Consider the following 23,811-nt stretch of genomic DNA (forward strand, 5'->3'; position numbering starts at 1 on the left):
TGGGATTTTTGCATTCCTGTGTCTGATTGTCGCCGTTAGTTGCTACTCGGAGGAGTCAATGTTTAGCATGTTTAAAAAAGTCGATGTCGAAGTATTTCCTGAAGTGATAGGTAGCTTAACCCATGAGGGAAAACCTCTAGCCGGTATTAAGCTAAAAAGAGGTTATCAATACTCTGGTGTCATGGAAGAAAAAGAATGGGACTACACCACTACAGACGCTGATGGAAAATTTAGCTTTCCTGAAATCATTTACAGCACAGCACATCCAAATAAGCCTTTTGCAGAAACACGTGTATCTCAAACTATTAAAGTGGATGAAAATGAAGAGTCAGACATCATTGAAGCTGCTAAAGATGAGTATTCTGAAGTAATACTTTGGGCATCGATATCTAGGGGCGAGAAACATATATCTTATCTCTCTGAGAGGCTAGCCAAATTAGATTGCGACTTATCGAATGAAGCCATCAGGAATGAAATCATTGATGAAGCGTTCCCTAGTGGGGTAGTGCACTATAAGGTATTTAGTATTTGTCGCTGGCCAGTATTGGACGAACTAGAATTCGAGAAACATAAAAAATACGATAAATAAATTTTTAATTAACAAGGAACGTTTATGAATCAGTTATCACCCAAACTAACTTCTGAATTGGCATTTAGTGTTTACGATTTAATTAGTCCTGATGATACAAGACATTTTGGCAATCAATACATTAACAATCACTTTAACTTCCATAATGTTGGCATAGGAAAAACTGGCGGGTTTATTTTTAATCGCCAGTCAGGTTTTGCGGCGATGGGGTTAGGCAAAGGACAATACCAAGGAGATGCTATCATAGCGATCCGCGGCACAGAATTTAGTTCTGCAGCAGACTGGTCTACGAATGCGCAAGTTGGTTTAAGTGTCGGTGATGGTAGCCAAATAGTGCACGCTGGATTTAATAATGCTTTTACTTCATTAAGACCGCAGTTTGCGACTTTTTTAGATAAGTGGCGTACCTCAAATCCTGGTAAGGCGATACATTTTGTCGGACATAGCTTAGGAGGAGCAATCGCCTCACTTGCTGCCGACTGGGCATCTGTTAATAATTACGCTTCAAATATTAATTTATACACTTTTGGTGCCCCAAGAGTTGGACAACAAGGTTTTGCCACAGCTAACACCCATAGACTAAATCAAATTTTTCGCTGCACACACGGCGCCGATGTAGTCCCTAAAGTGCCTTTATGGCCTTTTATTCATGCGCCTTATCAAGGAGTGGAATATCGCTTAGATAACAGTCAAGGTTTGAGGATTAGTGCTCATGGTATGGATCCTAAAGCTGGAGCCGAACCAGGTTATTTAGTCTCTGCAAACACTGAGCATTGGGGCCATTTACATGTTAAAGCTAGCGAATATTTAAAGCCGGTAAAATTACGTTATGAAAACCGCAATCAAGCAAGCTATTCAGACCAGTGGAGTGACAAACTCAGCGCAGCATTAATTACGGTCTTAAAAGCGGCAGGCTATTATGGCGCAATTGTAGCGCAAGCGACGGCATCTTACGGTTTGACATTCTATGATCTTGTCGCTAAAACCCTTGAAAAAATTGCTGCCGCGGCAGATTCTTTCGCCGACGATGTCAGAGGACTACTTGGCCATATGTTGTCTTTTGCAGGAGCTGTAGTCACAACCGTAGTTGACTTAACTTATGCCACTATTCGAGCCATTTTCAATAAAATGCTTGCACGCTTATATAGCAGCGTGAAAGACGCGATTAAATCAGTACACAAGTAATAAAAAATAATGACATTTTAAAGGTCCTTGTCGCTGCAATATATAATCAGTGACCGGGACCTTTTATTTATATCTCCAAATACATGAGTAATCCCTTATCCCATCAACAGAATCATCATGTATAAGCACTAAACTCCCGAACTCTATTTAGGTGGCCAAAATAACTATGCCACTACATACCCAAGCATTAAGCTTTGCTTCATATTGATAATCTTTACTGACTGGATTAAGAAATGTATGATGTTAAGACAAAGTTTACACTCCCCTTAAAGTAAGTAGAGGAAATAAAATCAATAAATTGACTATTTTAAATCATCAAAACTCTTAATTTCTTCTAAATCTTCACCATAATAAGTTGAGAACAATTCATCTTGCCAGTAGCATATAGAAACAATAGGTTGATCACTAATTAAACCAAACAGTTTTAAATCAACTTCATATTGCAATTCTTTATTTTGTAAGTCTGCATTTAATTGCATTAAATACTGATGTAAATACGGTACTGAAACCCAGTTCTTACTTATCCTCCAAAGCCAATACGAATCATCTCCATCATCTTTTATCTCATCACGGTCTTTCTTAATAAATATATGTTGTTTCAAACGTGCATTTTGCCCAAAAATATTACCTGGGGCATTAGACTTAACTTTAACTTCGTTAAATGAAAACTCACCATTTGTATCAGTTAATGCATAGTCAATAATCGGTTCACCTTTATCATATCCACCATAGGAGAGCTCTCTAACAACCTCCATACCCGAAACCGGAATGCCATTATGGGTAATACGGCCTTTGACAGGAGCCGATAACTCAACTTCATATCGTTTCAAAAATCCGAACACTGTTTCATCTCCTTCAGGATAAAAATATGAAAAAAACGATTACAAATAAAATAATGAAACAGTAAGTAATAGAAGGTAACGATATTTATTAATAATATTTTTTAACATCCTCTCAACCCCTTGCTCAGCGATACAAATACATATCCATTAGTAAAGTAGAGATAAAACTGGTCTTTACTACTTTAATTAGCCTAATTTTAGCCAAAAACCTTTTCGTTATATATAGCCCCATATAGTGAACAAATTAAGTTTTAAAAAATGCTAACCCTGTACGTAAACGTTCGTGTTCTCAACCTGATTATTTTATCCTTAAAATAAAAATTTAAATATTCTCTATTTAATTAATTTTTTAAATCATTAAAATTTATCACTACATCCATAGATTCACCGTAATAAGTCGTAATTAATTCATCTTCCCAGTAACATATTGAAAGTAAAGGATGATCACGTCTAAAACCAAATTGAGTTAAATCTACCTCATGCTGAACTTCTTTATTGTTAAGATCGGCATTTAACTGCAGCAAAAATTTGTTTAAATAAGGTACTGAAGTCCAATTTTTACTTATAAACCAAAGCCAGTAATACTTATCTTCCCCATCTTTTATCTCGTCAAGATCTTTCTTAATGTAAATTTCTTACCTAAGACGAGCATCTTGTCCAAAAATATTACCTGGGGCATTTGACTTAACTTTAATCTCTTTAAATGAAAACTCACCATTTGTATCGGTTAATGTATAGTCTATAACCGGTTCGCCTTTATCATAGCCACCATAGGAAAGCTCTCTAACAATCTCCATACCCGAAATTGGAATGCCATTCTTGATAATACGCCCTTTCACAGGAGCCGATAACTCAACCTCATATCGCTTCAAAAATCCAAACACAGCTTAATCTCCTTCGGGGTAAGCATATGAAATAAAAACGACCACAAATAAAAATAATGAAACAGTAAGCAATAGAAGATAACGATATTTATCAATAATATTTTTTAACATCCTCCCAACCTCTTGCTCAGCGATACATATCCATTAGTAAAGTAGAGATAAAACTGGTCTTTACTACTTATTGAGAACCTAATTTTAGTCAAAAAATCTTTCGTTATCTATAGCCCTATTTGGTGTAACAAACGCACTAAAAACATCAAACCTACTAATCCATCATTCTATTTTTACATATGAATTAACAATATAAAAAGTATGCACTAATAAAAATTTACTTAATCGATTCAAGCCATTGGTTGAATGATGATGCAGGCAAGGCACCTGATTGCTGAGCGATAACCTTGCCTTGCTTAAATACCATCAGGGTTGGAATTGATCGAATATTAAATTGGGCAGCCAGGGCTTGCTGCTCTTCGGTGTTGAGCTTGCCAAAACGGAATTTGGGCTCCCACTTTTTAGCTGCTTGAGTAAATACTGGAGCAAAGTTTTTACACGGACCGCACCAGCTAGCCCAAAAGTCGACGACCAGCAGTAATTCTGATTGATTAGCATGGTGGCTAAAATTGACGGCTGTTAGCTCTATCGGTTCACCAACGAATAGGCTTTGTTTACACTTTCCGCAAGTTGGTTGTTGTTCAAGACGTTCTTCCGGTACGCGATTTAAGGTATCGCAATGGGGGCAAGCTATTATCATGATTAGACCTCATCAACTTCATTATCGAGACTCTTTAATCATAAACCTTGTTGGTGTGTTAAACGAATAATCGTTTTAATTTTTTTATCATATTATGGCCTGCGGCCACCAACGTCGTGGCGCTTCACCCACACCAGAATTTTCAAACTTCGTTTGAACTAAGATCGCAAGGTTCCACCCTGCACGGGCCAAAAGGGGATCAACAGCAATCCCCTCTTTACTGTTTATAAAACAATTTGCCCCTGCCGGTCCGGCAACATTTTCGCTATTTAACCAAACAACAGCAGCGAAAAAATTGCGACGGAAATAGCTCTAGCTTTGGACTTCATTTGCAGCCTGCTTCGGCCTTATTTGAAAATGCTAACGCTTCCGATGGTACATCCTGTACCGCGAAAGCTAGCCTGACGTCCTGTCAGGCTCACGCTATTTTCTACAACGGCCTCTGTTTAGAGTTGAATTTGTAAATTTCTAAGCAAGCCTAACTGATTTTTGGACAGAAACATGTCAGTCACTCTGCTAAATTAGCATTTCCGGATTACTTCGTGTATCGCAATGCTTCTATTTAGGTGGCTAAATTCACTGTTCCAATAAATACTTAAATAGAATTCACTAAGATGAGTTTTATCGCAATAAGCATCAATATAGATCCTGCCGCTTTATCAATTTTTTGTTTATGCTGATTGAATCGAGGCAGAATATTTGGGTGTGATAACAGTAAAACAACCCCGATGTACCAGATAAAATGTGCCAACATAATGATCAAGCCATAACCTACCTGCATTATCAGTGGAGTATCTAGTGACACCACTTGAGTAAAAATACTTAAGAAAAAGATCGATGTTTTAGGGTTCAATATATTGCAGGTAAAACCTAAACGTACCGATGCAAAGGGTGAAATGTTAACCGTTTGATTGTTTTGTTCTGCATTTAAAAGCGCGCGTGTTGTTAATAACTGCCAAGCAATATAAATAAGATAAGCAGCTCCTAAATATTTTATTGAATTGAATAACCATGCCGAATTTGCAATCACGACGGCTAATCCTGCAATTGAATAACTGGCGTGTATACAAACAGATAAAGCCATACCTAAACTAGTATATAAACCTGCCAAACGGCCATTGTAAATACTCGTACGGGTCACCATCACAAAATCAGCCCCGGGTAACATCGCCATAAAAATAGCAATGGTGCTCACCGTAATAATTTCTGCCATATAAGTATTTATTAACAGCTCCATATTTACCTCTCATTATTTAAAATATGCTTACAACGATGTATTTATTATGCTGCTATGTTAATTTGTGACAGATATAAAACAATACACATATTTGTAAAAGGACTTGTGCTTCATGGACACAAATAAATTAATTCCTTTATTACCCGATATGGCTATTTTGGTCACTGTGGTTGAGCAGGGGAATTTTAGTCAAGCAGCCAGAAAGCTGGGGGTAACCCCCTCTGCGGTGAGCCGCCAAATTAGCCGATTAGAAGATGCATTAGGCATTAAACTATTACAGCGTACGACGCGACAACTGGCGTTAACGGAATCAGGTAAAATCACGTTTGATTATTGTAAACAGATGCTTGAGTCTGCAGAACAAGCTGTTAATGCTAGCACTTCTACAACATCGACGGTGAGTGGATTATTGAGAGTGGCAGCGCCAAAATCGTTAGCAAGTAGGGTATTACGACCGCTCTTTGTTGAATTTTTAAAATGCTATCCAGATATTCAGTTGCATTTAAAAGTGACCGATCGTGTTTTAGATCCCATTCATGATGGTGTTGATTTTTTGATTCATATTAATGACAATCCCATTGAGGCATTGGTTAATGTTAAAATTGGCCGCGTTGAACAGGTATTATGTGCCAGCCCTGATTTCCTCGCCAATCATGATTTGCCAACACACCCCGAAGACTTAAAATATCTAGCATGCCTTTGTTTAGGTGAAAACACGGTCGACAACCGTTGGCGATTTAGCAATAAAAATCAACAAGCAACAGTCCAAGTAACTGGGCCATACTTGATTAATCACAGTGAAATGCGTTGTGATGCCATTGAACAGGGTTTTGGTGTTGGTGGTTTGCCGGATTATATCGCACAGCAGGGTATTGAAGCGGGGACACTCATTCCGCTATTAGAAGATTGGCAGTTACAGGGTAATTATCACGGTGATATTTGTTTACAGTATGTGCAAAGTAAATACATGCCGAATAAAAACCGCATATTTATTGATTTTATGAAACAGAATTTACTCGTGACTAAGTCTGATTAAGTGTGTTAATTCAAATATTTTTACAAAAAATCTCTAAAATATCCTACGTCGCACCAAGGTAATCTTGCACTATCTTTGTGTATATCCCTTTCACGTTGATTCTAATTGAAATGCTTTTATAACTTGGGGTACACGTCCAATAGCGTTAACAGTTGTTGTATGCCCTTCCATCACTTGAGAAAATATATGGCAAACCGAGATGAGCATATTGTTATTGAGCTGCAACTCTAAATGACTTTGGGGCAAAAATGATTTGCATACTTTGCTTGCAGTTGGCGTGATTCAACTCTGAATTGAGGACGTTGAAGAAAATAGCGTGAGCCTGACAGGACGTCAGGCTAGCTTTCGGTGGCCATGGATGGCCTATCGGAAGCGTTAGTATTTTCGAATAAGGCCGAGGCTGACTAAAAATAAAGTTAAAAGCTGGATCTACCCCATGGCGACCTTTTCGCTGTTTGAAAATGTTGCGGGGCGGCTGGGCCAATTCTTTTATAAAGAATAAAGAGGGAACAGCCGTTGGTTTCCTTTTGGTCTGGTGTGGGTGAAGCGCCACGACGTTAGTGGCCGCAGGCCATAAAATCTAAAGAATAAAAAAAGAGCTGGATTCCGGCTCACAAGCATTATCGGAACGATAGTGGATTTGGTCCGTGCAGAGTGAAACTTGCGACTTTGATCTGGTGTGTATGATCTGCCCACTGTATATAGAAAATAAGTTAAAGATGTATCTACATTTGAGTTAAAAAAACGGGATTGGCGCGCAGTAACCAATCCCGTTTTTCACTTCTTGGTGCTTATCAGCTAAGCGCTGGTGTGCGTGTAGGGATCAGGCGCTTGCTGCCTGTCGCTTCAAATGCACCCGCAAACTTGAGTAGGTTGTTGTCGTCATAAGCACGGCCTGCGAAAGTTAACCCTACTGGCATGCCAATATCGGCCATTGTCCCCATCGGCACAGTAACTGTTGGTACACCTAAGTGGCGAATAGCAAGATTGCCATTAGCAACCCAAACACCGTTGCTCCACGCAATGTCAGCTGAAGCAGGATTAAGGTGCGCATCTGCTGGACCTACATCTGCCATGGTTGGGAACAGCACTGCATCAAGTTTGAGCTCGTCCATCCAGTCTTCCAGATCCAGCTTGCGCGTCTTCTCTAAGCCGCGCAGACCATCCGGTATGCTATCGATTTGGTTATACGACTTGAGACCTCTTTTGGCCATATTGACGTACTCATCCATGCCAGCTGCGAGGTCACCCTCACGGTTCGGCAAGGTGCCTAAGTCATGCGGGAAAATCAAATGCCCATTAACGTCAGCTAATTTGTTCAGTTTAGGGTCATTGTTAGCACGTAAGAATTCATCCAAAGCCCACCCCGATAGAGCCCATAGCTCATCCTCGAGAAACTCAGGCGTGACGATGCCGCGATTGAACACGGTCGGCGCACCAGGTCGGTCACCTTCGCAGTTGGAAACCAGCGGGAAGTCCACTTCAATGACCTCGGCTCCGGCAGATTCCAGCGCTTTGCGTGCTGCTTGCCAAAGGTCGATAACCGACGCACGAGTATTGATGCGCTGACCAGTTGGGCCGCCGATGCCTGGGTTTTCGCTGGTGCCAGCCAATTCATCTTTATTAATGTACATGCGCGGTACCCCAAAACGCTTGCCTTTAAGCGTGTCGGCTTGAGCAGCAAGATCCAGATAAGATTTTGGACGCACGGTTGATGCTTTTGGGATATCAACCCAAGATTGTAGACGCCATAAATCTCCGCGAGTGATAGGGTCGTCTGCCACAATAACGTCAAGTACTTCAAGCATATCCGCCATAGTACGAGTATAAGGCACCACAACATCCATCGTCGGTGTTAACGGCCAGTTACCGCGCACAGAGATTACACCGCGTGATGGAGTATATGCACACAGGCCATTATTCGATGCAGGACCACGACCGCTCGACCATGTCTCCTCAGCTAGGCCGAAAGCAGAATAACTTGCGGCGGTACCAGTACCCGCGCCATTGGAAGAACCTGAGGCAAAGGGAGCTGTAAGATAATTAGCATTGTATGGGCTTTCGGCACGGCCATAGTGACCGCGCTGCATACCACCATTAGCCATAGGTGGCATGTTGGTTTTGCCCAAGCAAATAGCACCCGCTTCGCGCAGACGTTCAACGGCAAATGCATCGTATTGAGCAATTAAGTCCTTAAACGCTGGACTACCAGAAGCCGCAGTGAGCCCTTTAACTAAGTAGCTGTCCTTCGTAGTGTAAGGAATACCATCGAGTGGACTCAGCGTTTCACCACGCGCTCGGCGCGCATCAGAAGCTTCAGCTTCCTTAATCGCATCTTGATTGTGAACCACCAGCGCATTTAGCTTGGTCTGTGTCGCTGGGCCGTCGTAAACCTCAACCCGAGCTAAATAAGACTTGACCAGCTCAACCGCTGTGGTGCGACCGGATTCGAGGGCTGCACGCAGCTCGGCAATAGAAACCTCAGTGACTTCGAACATGTTACGACCTCTTCTTAAAAGCCAAAAGTATTGACAGTCAATTTTATTAAAACAATAGTGACATTAATGGTCATTGTGTTCTCGTTGGTTTTTACTTACAGACCAGAGGGGATCTGTTGGGTGATGCAATGGATGTTACCACCACCTAATAAAATCTCACGGGCAGGCACACCGACAATCTCATACTCAGGGAAAATTTCTTGCAATTTTTGAGCTGCAATATCGTCAGTTGCTGGGTCGAGTAATGGGAACACAATACGATTGTTGGTAATCAAAAAGTTCGCATAAGAACCCGCTAAGCGTTCACCCGCGGTGCGTGGAACACCAGTTCCTTCTGCTACTCCTTGCGCTTCTTCTTCTGTGCAATACAAAGGACCAGGCTGCGGTATTAGATGAACTGTTAACTTACGCCCTTGTGCATCAACGGTATTTTGCAAAATATCCAAAGCGGCTTTTGAACGAGGATATTGCGGATCACTTTGATCATCAGTCCAGTGTAAAACCACTTCGCCTGGACGAGCAAAACAGCATATATTATCAATGTGTCCGTCGGTTTCATCCATGAATACGCCGTCTGGCAACCAGATAAACTGCTTAACATTTAAATATTCAGCCAGTAATGCTTCTATCTGTTCACGAGTCAAATCTGGGTTGCGGTTGCTGTTAAGTAAACATTCAGCCGTGGTCATGCAGGTGCCTTCACCATCGACATGAATTGAACCACCTTCAAGAATAAGCGGAGCCTGATAACGCTCAAAACCATGCTGCGTAAGCATCTTTTGCGCGACTTGCTCGTCCTTATCCCATGGTGAATACAAACCACCGTTATCGCCGCCCCAGGCATTAAAGCCCCAGTCAACACCACGGCATTCGCCCTTGGCATTGACCACTACAGTAGGACCGGTATCGCGAGCCCAGCAATCGTTGCTATCTATTTCGACCAACGTAACGTGAGAAGGCATAACCGTTTTGGCCTGTGCCAAAAACGCCTTAGGTACCCCCATATAAACAGGGGTAACAGCACCAATGGCATCGGCCACTTTAGCAAAGGTTGCCTGAGCATAAGTCCCTGCAGAGCGCCAGTTGTCAGGACGATATGGCCAAATCATCCACACAGCTTGCTGCGCCGCCCATTCGGCGGGCATGCTAAAACCATCTTGAGATGGTTTAGTGGTTAACTGCGTGGCATCCACATTCACGTTTGTCATGAATTTTATCTCCAGTAATGCTTAAAAACGATAAGGGTGAGCGCCCTAACATAGGACGACAGAATAGAAATACACCTAACATTAATCAAATAAACAAATCGAAATAGCGTATTCATCACGCGGATAGCTAGGCCGAAATTGCCACGTCCTACTAGGTGAGTTTTAGCTTCGTTGAAATATGACTGTATATCATATCATTTAAGACTGCTTGCGCTAAATAGTTGTATGCATAGGATAGATAAGAATTTGTAGGATAATAAGGTGTAAGTTTATTGCTCACTAGATATAAGTGCAATCACGAAATAGGTCAAAACCAGTGAGTTCTCTTGATTTTAAAATGAACAGATTCAACTCTGAACTTGACGATGTTGAAGACTTTTATAAAAGAATGGGTAAGCCTGACAGACCTTTCATGCACATCTGAACTATATGGATATTGGAAATGCCAGAATCATATCGGCCACATCATTGACCATGTACGTCAAGTAATACTGCCTATCAGAGTCAGGCTAGCTTTCGCAGTACAGAACGTACCATCGGAAGCGTTAGTGTTTTTGACTCTTTGCGACAAAATTGGCAGAGGTAGGATTCAAATAAGGTTACAAACTGGATCCATTTCCGTCGCGACCTTTTCGCTGCTGTTGTTTTAGTAAATAGCGAATATGTTGCTGGATCGGCAAGGGCCAATTATTTTATAAACAGTAAAGAGGAGATACTGTTGATCCCCTCTTGGCTCGTGCAGAGTTAAACCTTGCGATCGACTCTTGTTTCTAAAATTGATGTGGTCGCAGGCCATAAATCTAAACAATAAAAGAAAAACTGGATTCCGGCTGATAAGCATTACCGGAATGACAAGATTCATAAATCAATAATGATTAAACCTTAAGTCGCCACATATCAAAAGCTTCTTGGCAAAGCTGTTCTCTAAACTTAGGGTGGGCAATGTCGATAAGCGCACGGGCTCGTTCTCGTAACGATTTACCGCGTAAATAAGCGGTTCCATACTCAGTAACAATATAGTGTACATGCGCACGGGTGGTTACCACGCCTGCGCCTGGCGATAAAACGGTGGCAATCCGCGACACGGTGCCATTAGCCGCAGTACTGGGTAATGCGATAACAGAACGACCACCTTCAGAAAGCCCCGCGCCGCGTATAAAGTCCATCTGACCGCCAACACCTGAGTATATTTGAGTACCCAATGAATCAGCACAAACTTGCCCTGAAATATCGACCTGCAGTGCTGAGTTTATCGACATCACATTAGGGTTTTTACGGATAATAGCCGTGTCATTAACCTGCTCAATATCCATGAATATTACCGATGGGTTGTCATCAACAAAATCATAAAGTCGTTGGCTACCTAATGCAAAGCCTGTCACTGTCTTGCCGGGATGGACTTTCTTACGGCTATTATTGATCACGCCAAGCTCGACCAAATTAAGCACGCCATCAGAAAATAACTCAGTGTGAACGCCCAAATCTTTATGTTCGGTTAAGCACGCCAGCACGGCATCTGGAATAGCGCCAATGCCCATTTGTAAGCAAGCGCCATCAAGTACCAATTTGGCCACATTCTGGCCGATGGCCAAGCTTATCGCATCACTTGGGGCGAATAGGTGTTGTGGTAGCGGCATGCTCTGCTCATACACTGCAGCGAACTTATTGTAATGAATAAAACCGTCACCATGGGTGCGAGGCATCATGGGGTTAATGTGAGCAATGATTTTTCCCGCCATTTGGCAGGCTGCTAAGGTTGCCTCTACCGATATGCCTAAAGAACAGATACCATGTTTATCTGGCGGGGAAACTTGAACGATGGCGGTGTCGATGTGTTGCTCGCCTGAACGAAACAACTTAGGCACCTCAGAGAGAAAAATTGGCACATAATCGGCATCACCTTGTTGTAGCAATGAGCGTGTGGGTGAACCGGTAAAAAAGCAACGATGACGAAGATGCTCCCTTAAACGTGGATCACTTAGCGATTCAGCCCCCTCGGTATGCAACTGCAATAATGTTAAACCATGCTTTGTTAACGCATGTTGAGCTAACGCATCGAGCAGTAGTTTTGGGGTTGCCCCCATGGAATGAGTCCACAAGGTTTCACCACTTTCGATTAAGGATACGGCCTCTAAAGCACTGCTACAAATAATTGGTTTCATTAATATTACTCAAGGTAATTAAGCTATTTGTAGTGTAAGCGGTTCATTAACGCTTTAATAGTGTGGACGATGGTAACGTTGAACTAGCACAAAATAGTGGAGAAATTGAGACATATAGGACGTTAATTGATAATAAGTGATGTCTAACTTACGGCTGCTTCAGTTAATCAAAACGACTCTTTAACGCCAATCACAATATCGCCGCCGTTATGCTCAACAGGATAAAAAACCAACATAATTAAAGGGAATTATATAACACTGTCCTCGCTAGCTTTTTAGCCATACAGGTTGTGCGGATAAATTAACTGAGAGATTGCGAGGAAGGGCTGAAGTTTAACTCAGCCCTCATTAATGAAAACGTTAGGCTATTTTAAATGTCGCCACTTGACGTTGCATTGAACGAGCCAGTGATTGTAAGTCGTTGACAGAATGGGTGAGTTTTTCAGTCGCCGCTGATGAGGCTTTAGTAATATCATTTATTGCGATGATACTTTTATTGATGCTCTCAGCCACATAGGATTGTTCTTCTGCAGCGGTAGCTATTTGGGTATTAAGCTCATTGATACTGTCGACCGAAGTGACAATTTCACTTAGCACAACACCTGCACTACTCGTTTTATCGTTGGCATTATTAACTAGAACCAAGCCCTCATCCATTGAAGAAACCGCAAGCACGACACTTTTTTGTAACCCACCAATCATGGTTTCAATTTGCAGTGTTGAGTCTTGAGTACGCTTAGCTAGAGTACGAACTTCATCAGCAACAACAGCAAATCCTCGACCTTGTTCACCGGCTCTTGCGGCTTCAATGGCGGCGTTTAGGGCTAAAAGGTTAGTCTGCTCGGCAATACCTTTAATGACACTTAACACTTGACCAATGTTTTGACTTTCTTTAGCGAGATGAGATATCACCTCCGCCGTGGTGCCAATTTGATTAGATAACTGCGATATACTGTCGATTGAATTTCGAACAATAATATTACCATTTTCAGCATGATCATTAGCTTGTTTCGCCTGTTCAGCAGCAAAATTGGTACTTTGAACGACTTCAGCCACTGTTGCGGTCATTTCATTCATAGCCGTTGCGGTTTGTTCTGACTCATCTTGCTGCTGTATCATTCTATGGTTAGTGTCTTCTGTGAAACGCTGCAACTCTTCTGATGAAATATTGATGGTATTAGCGGCATCTGAAATTGATTCGATAATGCTTCTTAGATGGGTGATAACGCCTGTAAGGCTCGTTGAAATCATGCCTAATTCATCATCATTATAAGGAGTAAACACTTGGGTTAAATCTGAGTTTTGCTTGATGAGCTTTAGTTTCATCAAAATATCAGTCACAGGCCTCATCACACTGCGCAGCACCCAAATGGTTAACACGACACTGATAATGACGGCACAAAACGTAAAGAAAATAAACAACTTAACTGATGATTGGTATATATCTTGAGTTAATCGCCATTCATCGCCTGCTACTTTTATTTGCAATGACACTAATTCGGCTATTTTACCGCTAATGGGATCAATTACGCCGTATAAAGGCATAATATCATCGGTCAATTGACCTGAAATATTCCCCGACATGTTTTGCAGTTTATTGATAAGAAAATCAATTCTCTCATCCGCAGGACCAAACATATCATTGGCTTCAATACTAAGTTGGCTCTCTTTGGGTGTTAACGTAGTGGCTAAATATTTTTTCCACAGGGTATCAATATTACTTTTTGCACTCATTAATGTCTCAGCAGCATCTTGAGCGGTTGAGCCGCCAGCATTGGCTTTGTTTATTGCATCAATGACTAAGACAGCATAGTCATCACCAATGATTTTTAAATCTTCTAATGGCACCACCCGATCAGAATAAATTCTCATCACTCCATCTTCGATTTTCCCCATCATATTGACAGCAATTCCACAAATTATGATGAGAATGGCTAATGGAATTAACGAACTAATGAGCATTTTTTGTTTAATTTTAAAATTCAGCATAAATCTACCACCAAGTAAAAATGAACTAACTACAAAAGCTCGATCAATCCTTGGAGGAACTTTACGATGAAAAACAATAATCAATGCAAATGTTACAATTATGTTATTGAGGGTTTTAATATAATATAAAATATAACTCCAATCAAATATATAAATCACATTTTTATGCCTATACTTATCGATATATATGATTTTTTTCAGGGTATTAAAAATCTGTAAACTAAATTTTTTAAATAATGAGAAAACGATTCAACACGACAAAAATAAGTTGGAGAACTTAGAATCTTGGTCTTATAAAAAACACTTTGCAGATATGTGCAGCTAAATCAGCAACAAGCAGTTTACGTTAAAGTTAACTAGCAACCAAAAGCAACGATAAACACAAACAACTCGATAACTTTAAGCTTACAATTCAATATATTAGCTAAAATAAATAAAAAAATATAATTATCGTTATCGAGAATTTACTTTAACTGACTAAAATTAAATAATTACTTTGGATCGAGTCCAAGATATACAGTTAACGAGATCACCGATCGTTTACTATATAATTGATTAAATAGTAAAAATATATCAGCACATCTAAATGAATAAAATATTACTCGTGATGACTTTTTAATAATTTAAGTATAAACGAAACGGTTTTTATGAGACGTTCAATTACTCAATCATTTTATTCGCAGATTAAATCATCAAAAAGATGAATTATTCAACTTCACGGCAAGCAACCGAGAAACCCTATCACAATCGTAAATATGCATTCCTAAATCAGTATGTTACCGTACATACTGCTAATTTAGATTCAGCGCAATCAAAAATTATGCAATGACAATCAAGTGAATAAGCCTAAATCGGGCGACAATGAATAGGCCGTCTGATTTTCCCCTTTAGAATAACTGAGGTGAGATATGGATGTATCTAACGCGTCGAGACGGACCTTTATAAAACAATGTGTTATTGGCGGGGTCGCGGTATATTCCGCGCCTTTACTGTGGGAAATGAGTCGGGCCAATGCGTCCATCATTTCGCCTGAACTGGCTGCACAATGGCAAACTCAGGTTAGCGGCCAATCTAAACCCAAATTTCGTAACGACGGTATTGCTAAAGTCACCGGTCAAAAGGTTTATGGTCGTGACTACCGGGCAATGGACATGGCAGGCTGGCCAAAACAACAAGGCTACGCGTTTATCTTACGCGCTGCAGATGCATCCCATGTCTATCAAGGGTTCTCCCTCGACCACCTCCCAGCTTCAGCTAAGCCTTATAAAGTCATTACTGCAGCAGACCTTGCCCGCGACAAAGTTAAATTGCCTGAGTTTTACGGTGACAATATGTTATTGCCCGAGGGACAAACCGCAGATTATCTTGGTCATGCGGTAGCCATATTATTATTTGATAGTTTTCCTGCATTTAAACAAGCTAAGTCATTGTTGCAGTTCGACAATACCTTATTGCGCTTTGGTGAAAAAACGCCCTTTGTGTCAGACACTAAAGACCCTTATGCCAGCTGGCGTCTTATTCGGGTTGAAGGCGAAAATGGTGCCCGTGAAGATACTTATAGCCCACTACACGATGGACTATTTTTCCCCAGCGTTAAGCACCACAAACCGGTATGGTCAGGTGATGCTAATGCTCAAGGCTCGGTTTCTGAGCGCGGGCTGTATTATGCTGGCGAGATAGAAAAACAGATTGCGAGTGCCAAAGCAGATCAACAGTGGCAAGTACTAGAGCGCGAATATCGCACTCAAATCATCGATCCTATGATGATGGAGCCTGAGGCCTTTAATGGCTGGTTTGATGCCAGCAGCCAAACCTTTCATACCGTTATTACCTCTCAGTCGCCGCAAGACTTTCAAGAGATGGCCGTACACATGCTGTCATCTGGGCCATTGGCTGACAAAGTCAAAAATCTAGTAGTGCATTCTCCTTATATTGGTGGCGGTTTTGGCGCTAAAGATCACTCAATATTCCCGTATTATGGCGTGTTGGCAACCATTTACGCCAACGGTCCGGTTCGGTTAGCTAACGACCGCTTCGAGCAATTTCAATCCGGTCTTAAGCGTCATCCTTTCATCATGAAAAGTCGTTTAGCCGTTGATAAAGCAACCTTGAAAATTCAAGCGTTAACCTCACAGATGACAGTTGATGGCGGTGGTCGAGTTAATTTCAGCCCATCGGTCACCTCTGTTGGGGCGACGGCAATGCAAAGCATTTACTACACCCCACGTAACGATATTATCGCCACATCTTATGCGTCACGTAACCCTGATGCAGGCTCGATGCGCGGTTACGGTACATTGCAATCGATGACCGCAATGGAAGGCATGATCCACGAGATGGCCGCTGAGTTAAAGGTTGATCCCTTTAAGTTACGCGCGGCTAACGTGATGGAGTCAGGACAGCGTAATACTCAAGGTGCTATCCCTAATGGCACGCTTAGATACCGTGAAATGCTCGACATGGCCGAACTAGACCCTGTGTGGCAAAACCGTGCAGATAATAAAGCGCGTTATGAGGCTAAAAACCCAGGCATGCTTTACGGCGTTGGTTTTGGTATTGCGACGAAAGATTATGGTACCGGTGCTGCAGCACCAAGTGCGGCGGTTAGATTATCTAAAGACGGTAAAATAACCTTAGAAATTGGTTTTATCGAAATGGGTACTGGTACTCAAACGTCACAAGCCGTGGTAGTCAGCGAGTCATTAGGTAGTTTTGCTCATGAAGTGAAACTTGCTGAGATAGATATTTGGGATGCAATGCAATTAGTGCAAACCGACAATCCATACATTATTTCGCAGCAGCGCCAAGATGAAATGACGGCAAATCCACGTTGGACACCGGTTAAAGCCATGGCATCGTCGGCATCTATGTCGGCATATTATCAAAGCCATGTCACTCGTATTGCCGCCGATATTATTTATCGTCACGGACTCTGGCCTGCTGCGGTGTCGATTTGGAACGAGCTGTATTTCAACACCCCAATGGGCAAAACTAATCTCAATCACTCTCGTGACGGCCGCTGGACTGATGGCAAGCTTACCGCTATGGGATTCCCGCCGCTTTCAATCGACATTCTCGCTAAACGAGCCCACGATTTGGGCTTAGTGGTTGGCGTAATGGGTCATGCCTTTAACCGTTGGGCTTGGGCCGAAGCTGATTTTGAGATTTTCGGTACCAAAGAACGCATTGCACTGGATGCATTGGCACTGCAATACGGCGAGGGTGACAAGTATCATGGCAGCGCGGATCGCAAAGCCCGCATGAGTTCAAACGGCTATCACTTAATCGATCGTCAAGAGATGAGCTATCCTAAAGCCGAGCTGAATAACGCCATGGTGACTTACTACGCTCCATGCGCCACTTTAGTAGAAGTAGCCGTTAATGAAGGTAATGGCGAGGTCAGTTTATTGAGCTCTCATACCTGGTTAGAAGCCGGTAAAGTGATTGTGAATGAGTTAGTTGAAGGCCAAATTCAAGGCGGTCTTGCTATGGGAATTGGCCATGCATTGCATGAAGAATTACCCCCATTTGAAGCCGGCGCTGGTAATGGCACCTGGAATATCAATCGTTATAAGGTGCCGTTAGCGCGACATGTTGGTGTTTGGAGCCAGCGACATACTATTTTACCGCAGTTGTCCGAAACCGATCCTAGCTGCGGCATCGCCGAAGTGGTGATGATACCTGTTGTTTCCGCGCTGGTTGAAGCCGTTTACCAAGCTACCGCAGTGCGTTTTTACGAATTACCAATGACAGCGAAAAAAATCAAGGAGGCCATGGCATGAGCCAGTCAATTAAGTTAACCATAAATAACCAAGCTGTGGGCCCGATTGACGTTGGCGATGGCATCATGATGATTGAGTTTTTGCATGAGTATTTAAATCTCACCGGGACTAAATTTGGTTGCGGCGCGGGTGTATGTCATGCCTGCACGGTAATCGTCGATGACGAACAAGGTATGAGCGAATCGGTTCGTACTTGCATCAATGGCGTCGAGCGTTTCAATGGCAAATCGATTCGCACTATTGAAGGTCATGCTAAGCAAAATGCCCAAGGTGAAATCACTGCACTTAGCCCTGTACAGCAAACATTTTTAGAACATTTCTCGTTTCAATGCGGTTGGTGTACTTCAGGCTTTGTCAATGAATCGACTGCACTGATTGAACGACTAGAGCGTAAACCTATAGCCAAAGATCAAGTTGAGCAAGTCATTGAAGATGCCTTGGGCGAACACGTCTGTCGTTGTACGGGTTATGTAAAATACTATGCGGCGATCAAAGATTTGATCCTCAAGACAGAGGGGCTAACCCTGTCATGAAGCCATTATATCAATGTAACTTAAGCCGTTTAATAAAGGCGCAAAAACATCTCCGCCAAAATCTTTTACTCAGCTTAGGCCTAATTTTAGGCTTGGGTTTGTTCGCCTGTTCCAGCAGCGCGGCTGATAAGGCGAGCAATAACAGTAGCGATATCGAACGTGGGGCTTATCTGATGAAGATAGGCGACTGTGTGGCTTGTCATACCGCGGTAGGCGGACGAGAGTTAACCGGTGGACTGCCGTTCGAAACCCCGTTTGGGGCGGTATTCTCAACCAATATCACCTCAGATAAAGATACCGGAATTGGCAAATACAGTTATGACGAATTTTTTGATGCCATGCATCACGGTGTCGGTATTAACGGTAATTTGTACCCCGCTATGCCCTACACGTCTTATAGCCTATTGACCGATGAAGATACAAAAGCGATTTATGCCTACTTGATGAGCACCAAACCCATCAAGCAAGCTAATCTCGACAATGATGTCTCCTTCCCTTTTAACGTTCGATTTGGTCTCAAGGCGTGGAACTTAATCGCTCATGATGCTGAAAAATTTGCCCCCAAGAAAGACAAAAGTGAGCCCTGGAACCGAGGTAATTACTTAGTCAATGCGCTAGGCCATTGTGGTGAATGCCATACTCCTCGAGACAGCTTATTTGCCATGGAGCAGGATAAGCATTTTCAAGGCGCCGTTATCGAGGGCTTAGAAGCATCAGATATTACCCCTGCTGAACTTAACCGACAAAACTGGACTCATGACGATTTAAAGTCTCTGTTTACTGAAGGTTATTCTCGTAAAGGTACAGTATTTGGTGGCATGTATCCTGTGGTATACCACAGCTTTAGTCACTTAACCGATGCCGACATGCATGCAGTAAGCAGTTACTTACTTGATACTGACGAGACTGTAGAAGCCAAACCACTGACCTTTAACGGCCACCAGCGTGAATTACCAGGATATAACCTATACATGGGATATTGCGCTGGATGTCATGGTCAAAATGGTGAAGGTCGACCTAATGTTGCTCCGGCAATGGCCGGTAACGCCACATTAGATAAAGCCAGCCCGCACAATATCGTTGCGGTAATGCTTAAAGGTATAAAGAGCCAACATTACAATACCACCACCAGCTTTTATGCCATGCCTGGTTATGCCGATGAGTTAAGTGATGAACAGCTTAAAGACTTAAGTAATTATCTGCGCGTCACATGGAGTAATCAGCCAGGTGATGTAGATTTGAATACAATTAATGATTTAAAAGAAGTGATATTCGAACGCGATTAACCATTGTAGTCCGTTGTAGAATATCCGTTTATGCAAAAGCCGACATTTGGTCGGCTTTTTCGTTTCACTAACGATTAATGGCAAAACTAACGCCATAATAAGGTTTATCCAACGAGGTTACAACACATCGTTAAGGTCTTGTATTGCATCAATTACCATACCTGTACCAATGCTAATCAACAGCAAATCAGTACCAACACGGACAATCTTTTGTCCTTCTGGCGTACGACCTAGCTGAACAGTAAGCGCTGATGGTACATCGTAGTAAACAACATCAGCAGGTAACGAGTAGCCTTTTCGCCATTGCTTAGCACTGCCCGGTGGTTGGCAACGATTGTGTTTTTTGGCTAATCCTGGTGGACAATGCTTAGCATCACGGTTGGTATAATAGTAATTATTAACGATGACTTGGCGATCGTTACTAAAATAGGTCTGATAAGTTTCTTCCTGTTCGTGATCATGCTTCTTGTCATGCTTTTTTTCATGTTTTTCAGATTTGTGTTTACCGCTATTACCATGCGAGTCGTTGTCTTTAGCAACGCTGTAACCGGAAGCACACACCATTAAGGTGCTGATAATGATGAGAGGTAGTATATGTCGATTCATAAAATGGATTCCTTTGCGATTAAATAGGCGCTTGTCATAATAGTTAACCAGCAATATGCCTGACCGTTAAAAAAACCAATACTATTAATATTACGGTTGATATGGGTGCAAAGGTAGTTGTATTGCGCTCTATTGTCGACACTAATCTATATTATTGTTAATTAATGTTCGCGTAGAATCGTTACTTTTGTTTCAATACCAATTGTGAAAACAACACCTTATTCGTTCCGCATAACCCCAGCAATATTTGATGTTTTAATCCTTATGACGTTACTCGTTAAGACTTTTTTATCGTTGATAAAGGGACACAGAAAAGCAGAGAATATACAAAAAAATTGATAAACAAGAGTGCGTTTGCCCCTTTAGATTTTAATAATACCGTTAACACCCAACGATTACCGTTGTAATGACAGGCTCTCCAGTACTCTGCCAGTGATACTGAAAGTAACAACTGGTTGCAATAACTTCGGCTGCAGTCGGCTCTGCAAGGGCAAGTGCACTTTTGGGGGCTGCAACAACAGCATAGCTGCTATTAGATGTAAAAATGCGATATGACCAATCATTCATTTCTAACCCAGCCGCTTTAAAGATTTCTGACGACGTTGTATAACCGGCATTAAAACCGCTACCACTAGTATTGGCCGCTGCGGCCCAAGGTTGGTAATTACTGCCTTTAACACCCGAGAATTCAACCGTATCTGTAAGCGCATTGCCTGAGGTTAATGTTTTTGTTTTAAATAACATCACTGCTGTTTTAATTGAGCCTGTGGCACCTTTGATTGCTGCAATATGTGCATCTGTTTTTAAATTAATAAACTTAGGCGCTGCGAAAACAGCCAATACGCCAAGAATAATAATGACAACGACAAGCTCTATAAGGGTGAAACCGGATTGACGAGAGGAAACGATACTGCGGTTAAGTTTGATCATATGATGAATGCCTCCTGATACAGTAAACAAACTGCTCAGCTAGAAAGAGTTTACTTAAAACAATTACATGAGACGTTATTTTAACCTAAACACGAGCTTAAGTTATAGAGGCTTTCATCATAGTTTTGCGTATTGAGCCTTGTTGTATTGAGCCTTGTTGTATTGAGCCTTGTTGTATTAAGCCTTGTTGTATCGAGCCTTGTTGTATTAAGCCTTGTTGTATTGAGCCTTGTTGTATTATGCCTTGTTGTATCGAGCCTTGTTGTATCGAGCCTTGTTGTATTAAGCCTTGTTGTATTAAGCCTTGTTGTATTGAGCCTTGTTGTATTAAGCCTTGTTTAGCACCTAGGTTATTTAGCCTTTAATGCCTGTTGCGAAAATAAAATACCATCCCAGCCATGTTGCATAAACTGACGAATATTTTGATGATCCGTCCCTTGCGGCGTCGCCACAACATCTCGGTAATGTTGGCCAAACATAGCCAAGGTTTGTTGCACCGTTAACTGATGAATTTGCCCAAACGCAAACACCTTACAAGAACCGGAATTTTCTCCAGCGTCATTAAGCTGATCACCATTTTTAAATGCACTTATCGTGAAGTCATACTGGCCATCAATGACAGCCATAGTCTCTTCAAAACGGATAGTATCTGCTTGCGATGTTAGCGATGAAATAAACGGGTTAATAGCCGTTGATGGCATAAAATTGGCCCTGCCTTAAGTTAAAGTTAAAGTTAAAATAAAATTGAATTAAAAGAAAAATAAACAGTAAAACTCCCGACACTATAGTTCGAGACCTTATCAAAATGATCACATTTACTATAGTGAAAAAGACTCAAGCAAACGATTAAAAAGCTCAAAAGCAAAGCGAGGCCCATACCCTCTGTAACTGCCTACTACAATGTTAAATTCAATAAAGTTTGCAAGCATAGACCATCGACACTTAATCCAACTTTAGTGCAGTAAAATCTGGCCGTGGTAACCTTTCCAACTTACTGTATAAATACATCACCACCAACGACAATAATGCGCCGATGATAAACAACCAATATCCACCAAGATGATCCAGTATAATCCCGCCGCCCAGCGGCGCAAATGCAAACCCCAAATCATAAAATGAAGCTGCGCCAAAGTACGCTCCACGTAAATGTTTAGGGGCTAGCCTGTCAATGTGCACGTTCATCGTTGGGAATAAAATGGTTTCTGCTAAGCTCATAACAACAACAGCGCCAATCCAGCCCCAAAACAAATCAATGGGGTTATACGCTAACCAAACTTGTGAACAAACCAACAGCATCAATCCAAACTGAATCCGATGCACCAAACTGTAACCAGCCATTAATCTTAACAATAAAAATTGGGTCGAGATAATGACTAAGGCATTGGTAAAAATCATTGCCGAAATCAGTGTTAATAAATCGGGGGCATTTGAACGAGTAAGATATTGGATCAACGAACTGTCCATTTGCGCGTAAATAAACATACACAAAATGTTTGCAAAAATAAGACCTTGCAGTAATTTATCTTGCCATAAAATCGCTATTATTTGCTTTCGATTCATCATAGCAGGTTTGCGCTTAACAGCAGCTGTGGCATCGCCCATAACCGGAATGAGTCCATCTGCAACCAACTCTGGAGCCGATGAATGAGTCTGGCGAGCTTGATGCCTAAAACCCCAAAATAATAACCCCAATAAAGCAGCAAAAGCCGCTGCGGTAATGTAAAAACTCGATTGTTTTCCGGTTAAGCCCAACCATATTCCTAACATAGGCCCTACGGCGCAACCTACGTTAACGATAAAATACAGTGATTGCATCGCCAACTCACGGGTTTTAGGATCGTCAATAATGTCGCCAATGGTGGCAGACGTTAGTGGCCGCCATATTGCAGTCGCAATAGAACACAGTGTCATGACGACAACATAGCCTTTGACGGAATCGACTTGCGCCAGTAATGAAAACGAGATGATATAAAGCACACCGGTAAAGTACATTAGCTTGTGGCGGCCGATTCGGTCTGACAGTGCACTACCAATAAAGCTGGTAAATACCGATATAATCGCCGCACTCGACAGTACTAAACCCACTTCTGTGGCGCTTAAAGCAAATTTTTCATACAAAATGACAGCCAAAAATGGCCACACCATGTAATAACTACCGCGAGTAATAAACGAGCCAAATAACAGTATCCACATTAATCGTGGAAATTGCTTAAACCGCGCTACAGAAATATCGCTATGCACTTTTTATCCTTAAAGAGTGATGCTGAAATAGATTATGACAGACTAAATTGAT

General features: G+C 41.8%; 18 protein-coding genes. 6 read left to right on the forward strand and 12 right to left on the reverse strand.

The features are described from left to right. Positions 1-67 precede the first annotated feature (67 nt). Positions 68-589: a DUF6795 domain-containing protein gene (locus tag HNW13_RS09535; RefSeq protein WP_192115739.1), complete on the forward strand. Its 522-nt coding sequence runs from the start codon at positions 68-70 to the stop codon at positions 587-589. 24 nt (positions 590-613) lie between these two features. Then, the gene (locus tag HNW13_RS09540; protein ID WP_123883820.1) at positions 614-1,774 is read left to right on the forward strand and encodes a lipase family protein; all 1,161 of its coding nucleotides are present in this window, start codon (positions 614-616) and stop codon (positions 1,772-1,774) included. Positions 1,775-2,076: 302 nt separating this feature from the next. On the opposite strand, the gene HNW13_RS09545 is transcribed toward HNW13_RS09540, so the two are convergent. The 4 genes from HNW13_RS09545 to HNW13_RS09560 form a co-directional block, all read right to left on the reverse strand. Next, a complete protein-coding gene (locus tag HNW13_RS09545) occupies positions 2,077-2,616 on the reverse strand; it encodes a DUF6795 domain-containing protein (protein WP_192115738.1) in 540 nt (179 codons plus the stop codon). A 635-nt stretch (positions 2,617-3,251) separates the two neighbouring features. After that, positions 3,252-3,500 (reverse strand): DUF6795 domain-containing protein, encoded by a 249-nt coding sequence (locus HNW13_RS09550; RefSeq protein WP_192115737.1) that lies wholly within the window; start codon positions 3,498-3,500, stop codon positions 3,252-3,254. A 328-nt stretch (positions 3,501-3,828) separates the two neighbouring features. Continuing rightward, positions 3,829-4,251: a thioredoxin TrxC gene (trxC, locus tag HNW13_RS09555; RefSeq protein ID WP_192115736.1), complete on the reverse strand. Its 423-nt coding sequence runs from the start codon at positions 4,249-4,251 to the stop codon at positions 3,829-3,831. Between the two features lie 595 nt (positions 4,252-4,846). Beyond that, positions 4,847-5,488, reverse strand: a complete 642-nt coding sequence (locus HNW13_RS09560) for a LysE family transporter (protein WP_192115735.1) — start codon at positions 5,486-5,488, stop codon at positions 4,847-4,849. Between the two features lie 112 nt (positions 5,489-5,600). Here HNW13_RS09560 and HNW13_RS09565 point away from each other — a divergent pair, with 112 nt between their 5' ends. Beyond that, entirely contained in the window at positions 5,601-6,524 is a 924-nt protein-coding gene (locus HNW13_RS09565; protein WP_192115734.1) for a LysR family transcriptional regulator, read from the forward strand. 794 nt (positions 6,525-7,318) lie between these two features. On the opposite strand, the gene HNW13_RS09570 is transcribed toward HNW13_RS09565, so the two are convergent. The 4 genes from HNW13_RS09570 to HNW13_RS09585 form a co-directional block, all read right to left on the reverse strand. Beyond that, complete coding sequence (locus HNW13_RS09570) at positions 7,319-9,022, reverse strand: amidase (protein WP_192115733.1); 1,704 nt, start codon at positions 9,020-9,022, stop codon at positions 7,319-7,321. Positions 9,023-9,117: 95 nt separating this feature from the next. Continuing rightward, entirely contained in the window at positions 9,118-10,230 is a 1,113-nt protein-coding gene (aguA, locus tag HNW13_RS09575; RefSeq protein ID WP_192115731.1) for an agmatine deiminase, read from the reverse strand. A gap of 875 nt (positions 10,231-11,105) precedes the next feature. After that, the gene (locus HNW13_RS09580; protein WP_192115730.1) at positions 11,106-12,392 is read right to left on the reverse strand and encodes an acetyl-CoA hydrolase/transferase family protein; all 1,287 of its coding nucleotides are present in this window, start codon (positions 12,390-12,392) and stop codon (positions 11,106-11,108) included. A 360-nt stretch (positions 12,393-12,752) separates the two neighbouring features. Further along, a complete protein-coding gene (locus HNW13_RS09585; RefSeq protein ID WP_192115729.1) occupies positions 12,753-14,381 on the reverse strand; it encodes a methyl-accepting chemotaxis protein in 1,629 nt (542 codons plus the stop codon). Between the two features lie 908 nt (positions 14,382-15,289). Between HNW13_RS09585 and HNW13_RS09590 the strand changes: the two genes are divergently transcribed. From HNW13_RS09590 to HNW13_RS09600, 3 genes are read left to right on the forward strand one after another with little or no spacing between them, the layout of a single operon-like run. Next, entirely contained in the window at positions 15,290-18,163 is a 2,874-nt protein-coding gene (locus HNW13_RS09590) for a molybdopterin cofactor-binding domain-containing protein (protein ID WP_192115728.1), read from the forward strand. Continuing rightward, a complete protein-coding gene (locus HNW13_RS09595) occupies positions 18,160-18,696 on the forward strand; it encodes a 2Fe-2S iron-sulfur cluster-binding protein (protein WP_101085887.1) in 537 nt (178 codons plus the stop codon). Before HNW13_RS09590 ends, HNW13_RS09595 begins: the two co-directional genes overlap by 4 nt. Beyond that, the gene (locus HNW13_RS09600) at positions 18,693-19,982 is read left to right on the forward strand and encodes a cytochrome c (RefSeq protein WP_192115727.1); all 1,290 of its coding nucleotides are present in this window, start codon (positions 18,693-18,695) and stop codon (positions 19,980-19,982) included. The genes HNW13_RS09595 and HNW13_RS09600 overlap by 4 nt, the downstream gene beginning before the upstream one ends. 117 nt (positions 19,983-20,099) lie before the next feature. Here the strand turns inward: HNW13_RS09600 and HNW13_RS09605 are convergent, their stop codons facing one another. From HNW13_RS09605 to HNW13_RS09620, 4 genes are all read right to left on the reverse strand, one after another. Beyond that, positions 20,100-20,588, reverse strand: a complete 489-nt coding sequence (locus HNW13_RS09605) for a hypothetical protein (RefSeq protein ID WP_162022454.1) — start codon at positions 20,586-20,588, stop codon at positions 20,100-20,102. Positions 20,589-20,969: 381 nt separating this feature from the next. After that, positions 20,970-21,518, reverse strand: coding sequence for a prepilin-type N-terminal cleavage/methylation domain-containing protein (locus tag HNW13_RS09610; protein WP_192115726.1), 549 nt, complete (start codon positions 21,516-21,518; stop codon positions 20,970-20,972). Between the two features lie 350 nt (positions 21,519-21,868). Continuing rightward, a complete protein-coding gene (locus tag HNW13_RS09615) occupies positions 21,869-22,219 on the reverse strand; it encodes a HopJ type III effector protein (RefSeq protein WP_192115724.1) in 351 nt (116 codons plus the stop codon). Positions 22,220-22,460: 241 nt separating this feature from the next. Continuing rightward, positions 22,461-23,759, reverse strand: coding sequence for an MFS transporter (locus HNW13_RS09620; protein WP_192115722.1), 1,299 nt, complete (start codon positions 23,757-23,759; stop codon positions 22,461-22,463). Positions 23,760-23,811: the final 52 nt, after the last annotated feature.

The sequence above is a fragment of the Shewanella sp. BF02_Schw genome, from assembly GCF_014596695.2.
Taxonomy (GTDB): Bacteria; Pseudomonadota; Gammaproteobacteria; order Enterobacterales; family Shewanellaceae; genus Shewanella.

Bases quoted from the DNA above. Each gene is read 5' to 3' on its own strand.
- HNW13_RS09535 (WP_192115739.1), top strand. From the start codon at position 68: ATGTTTAAAAAAGTCGATGTCGAAGTATTTCCTGAAGTGATAGGTAGC.
- HNW13_RS09540 (WP_123883820.1), top strand. From the start codon at position 614: ATGAATCAGTTATCACCCAAACTAACTTCTGAATTGGCATTTAGTGTT.
- trxC (WP_192115736.1), bottom strand. From the start codon at position 4,251: ATGATAATAGCTTGCCCCCATTGCGATACCTTAAATCGCGTACCGGAA.
- HNW13_RS09560 (WP_192115735.1), bottom strand. From the start codon at position 5,488: ATGGAGCTGTTAATAAATACTTATATGGCAGAAATTATTACGGTGAGC.
- HNW13_RS09565 (WP_192115734.1), top strand. From the start codon at position 5,601: ATGGACACAAATAAATTAATTCCTTTATTACCCGATATGGCTATTTTG.
- HNW13_RS09570 (WP_192115733.1), bottom strand. From the start codon at position 9,022: ATGTTCGAAGTCACTGAGGTTTCTATTGCCGAGCTGCGTGCAGCCCTC.
- aguA (WP_192115731.1), bottom strand. From the start codon at position 10,230: ATGACAAACGTGAATGTGGATGCCACGCAGTTAACCACTAAACCATCT.
- HNW13_RS09580 (WP_192115730.1), bottom strand. From the start codon at position 12,392: ATGAAACCAATTATTTGTAGCAGTGCTTTAGAGGCCGTATCCTTAATC.
- HNW13_RS09585 (WP_192115729.1), bottom strand. From the start codon at position 14,381: ATGCTGAATTTTAAAATTAAACAAAAAATGCTCATTAGTTCGTTAATT.
- HNW13_RS09590 (WP_192115728.1), top strand. From the start codon at position 15,290: ATGGATGTATCTAACGCGTCGAGACGGACCTTTATAAAACAATGTGTT.
- HNW13_RS09595 (WP_101085887.1), top strand. From the start codon at position 18,160: ATGAGCCAGTCAATTAAGTTAACCATAAATAACCAAGCTGTGGGCCCG.
- HNW13_RS09600 (WP_192115727.1), top strand. From the start codon at position 18,693: ATGAAGCCATTATATCAATGTAACTTAAGCCGTTTAATAAAGGCGCAA.
- HNW13_RS09605 (WP_162022454.1), bottom strand. From the start codon at position 20,588: ATGAATCGACATATACTACCTCTCATCATTATCAGCACCTTAATGGTG.
- HNW13_RS09610 (WP_192115726.1), bottom strand. From the start codon at position 21,518: ATGATCAAACTTAACCGCAGTATCGTTTCCTCTCGTCAATCCGGTTTC.
- HNW13_RS09615 (WP_192115724.1), bottom strand. From the start codon at position 22,219: ATGCCATCAACGGCTATTAACCCGTTTATTTCATCGCTAACATCGCAA.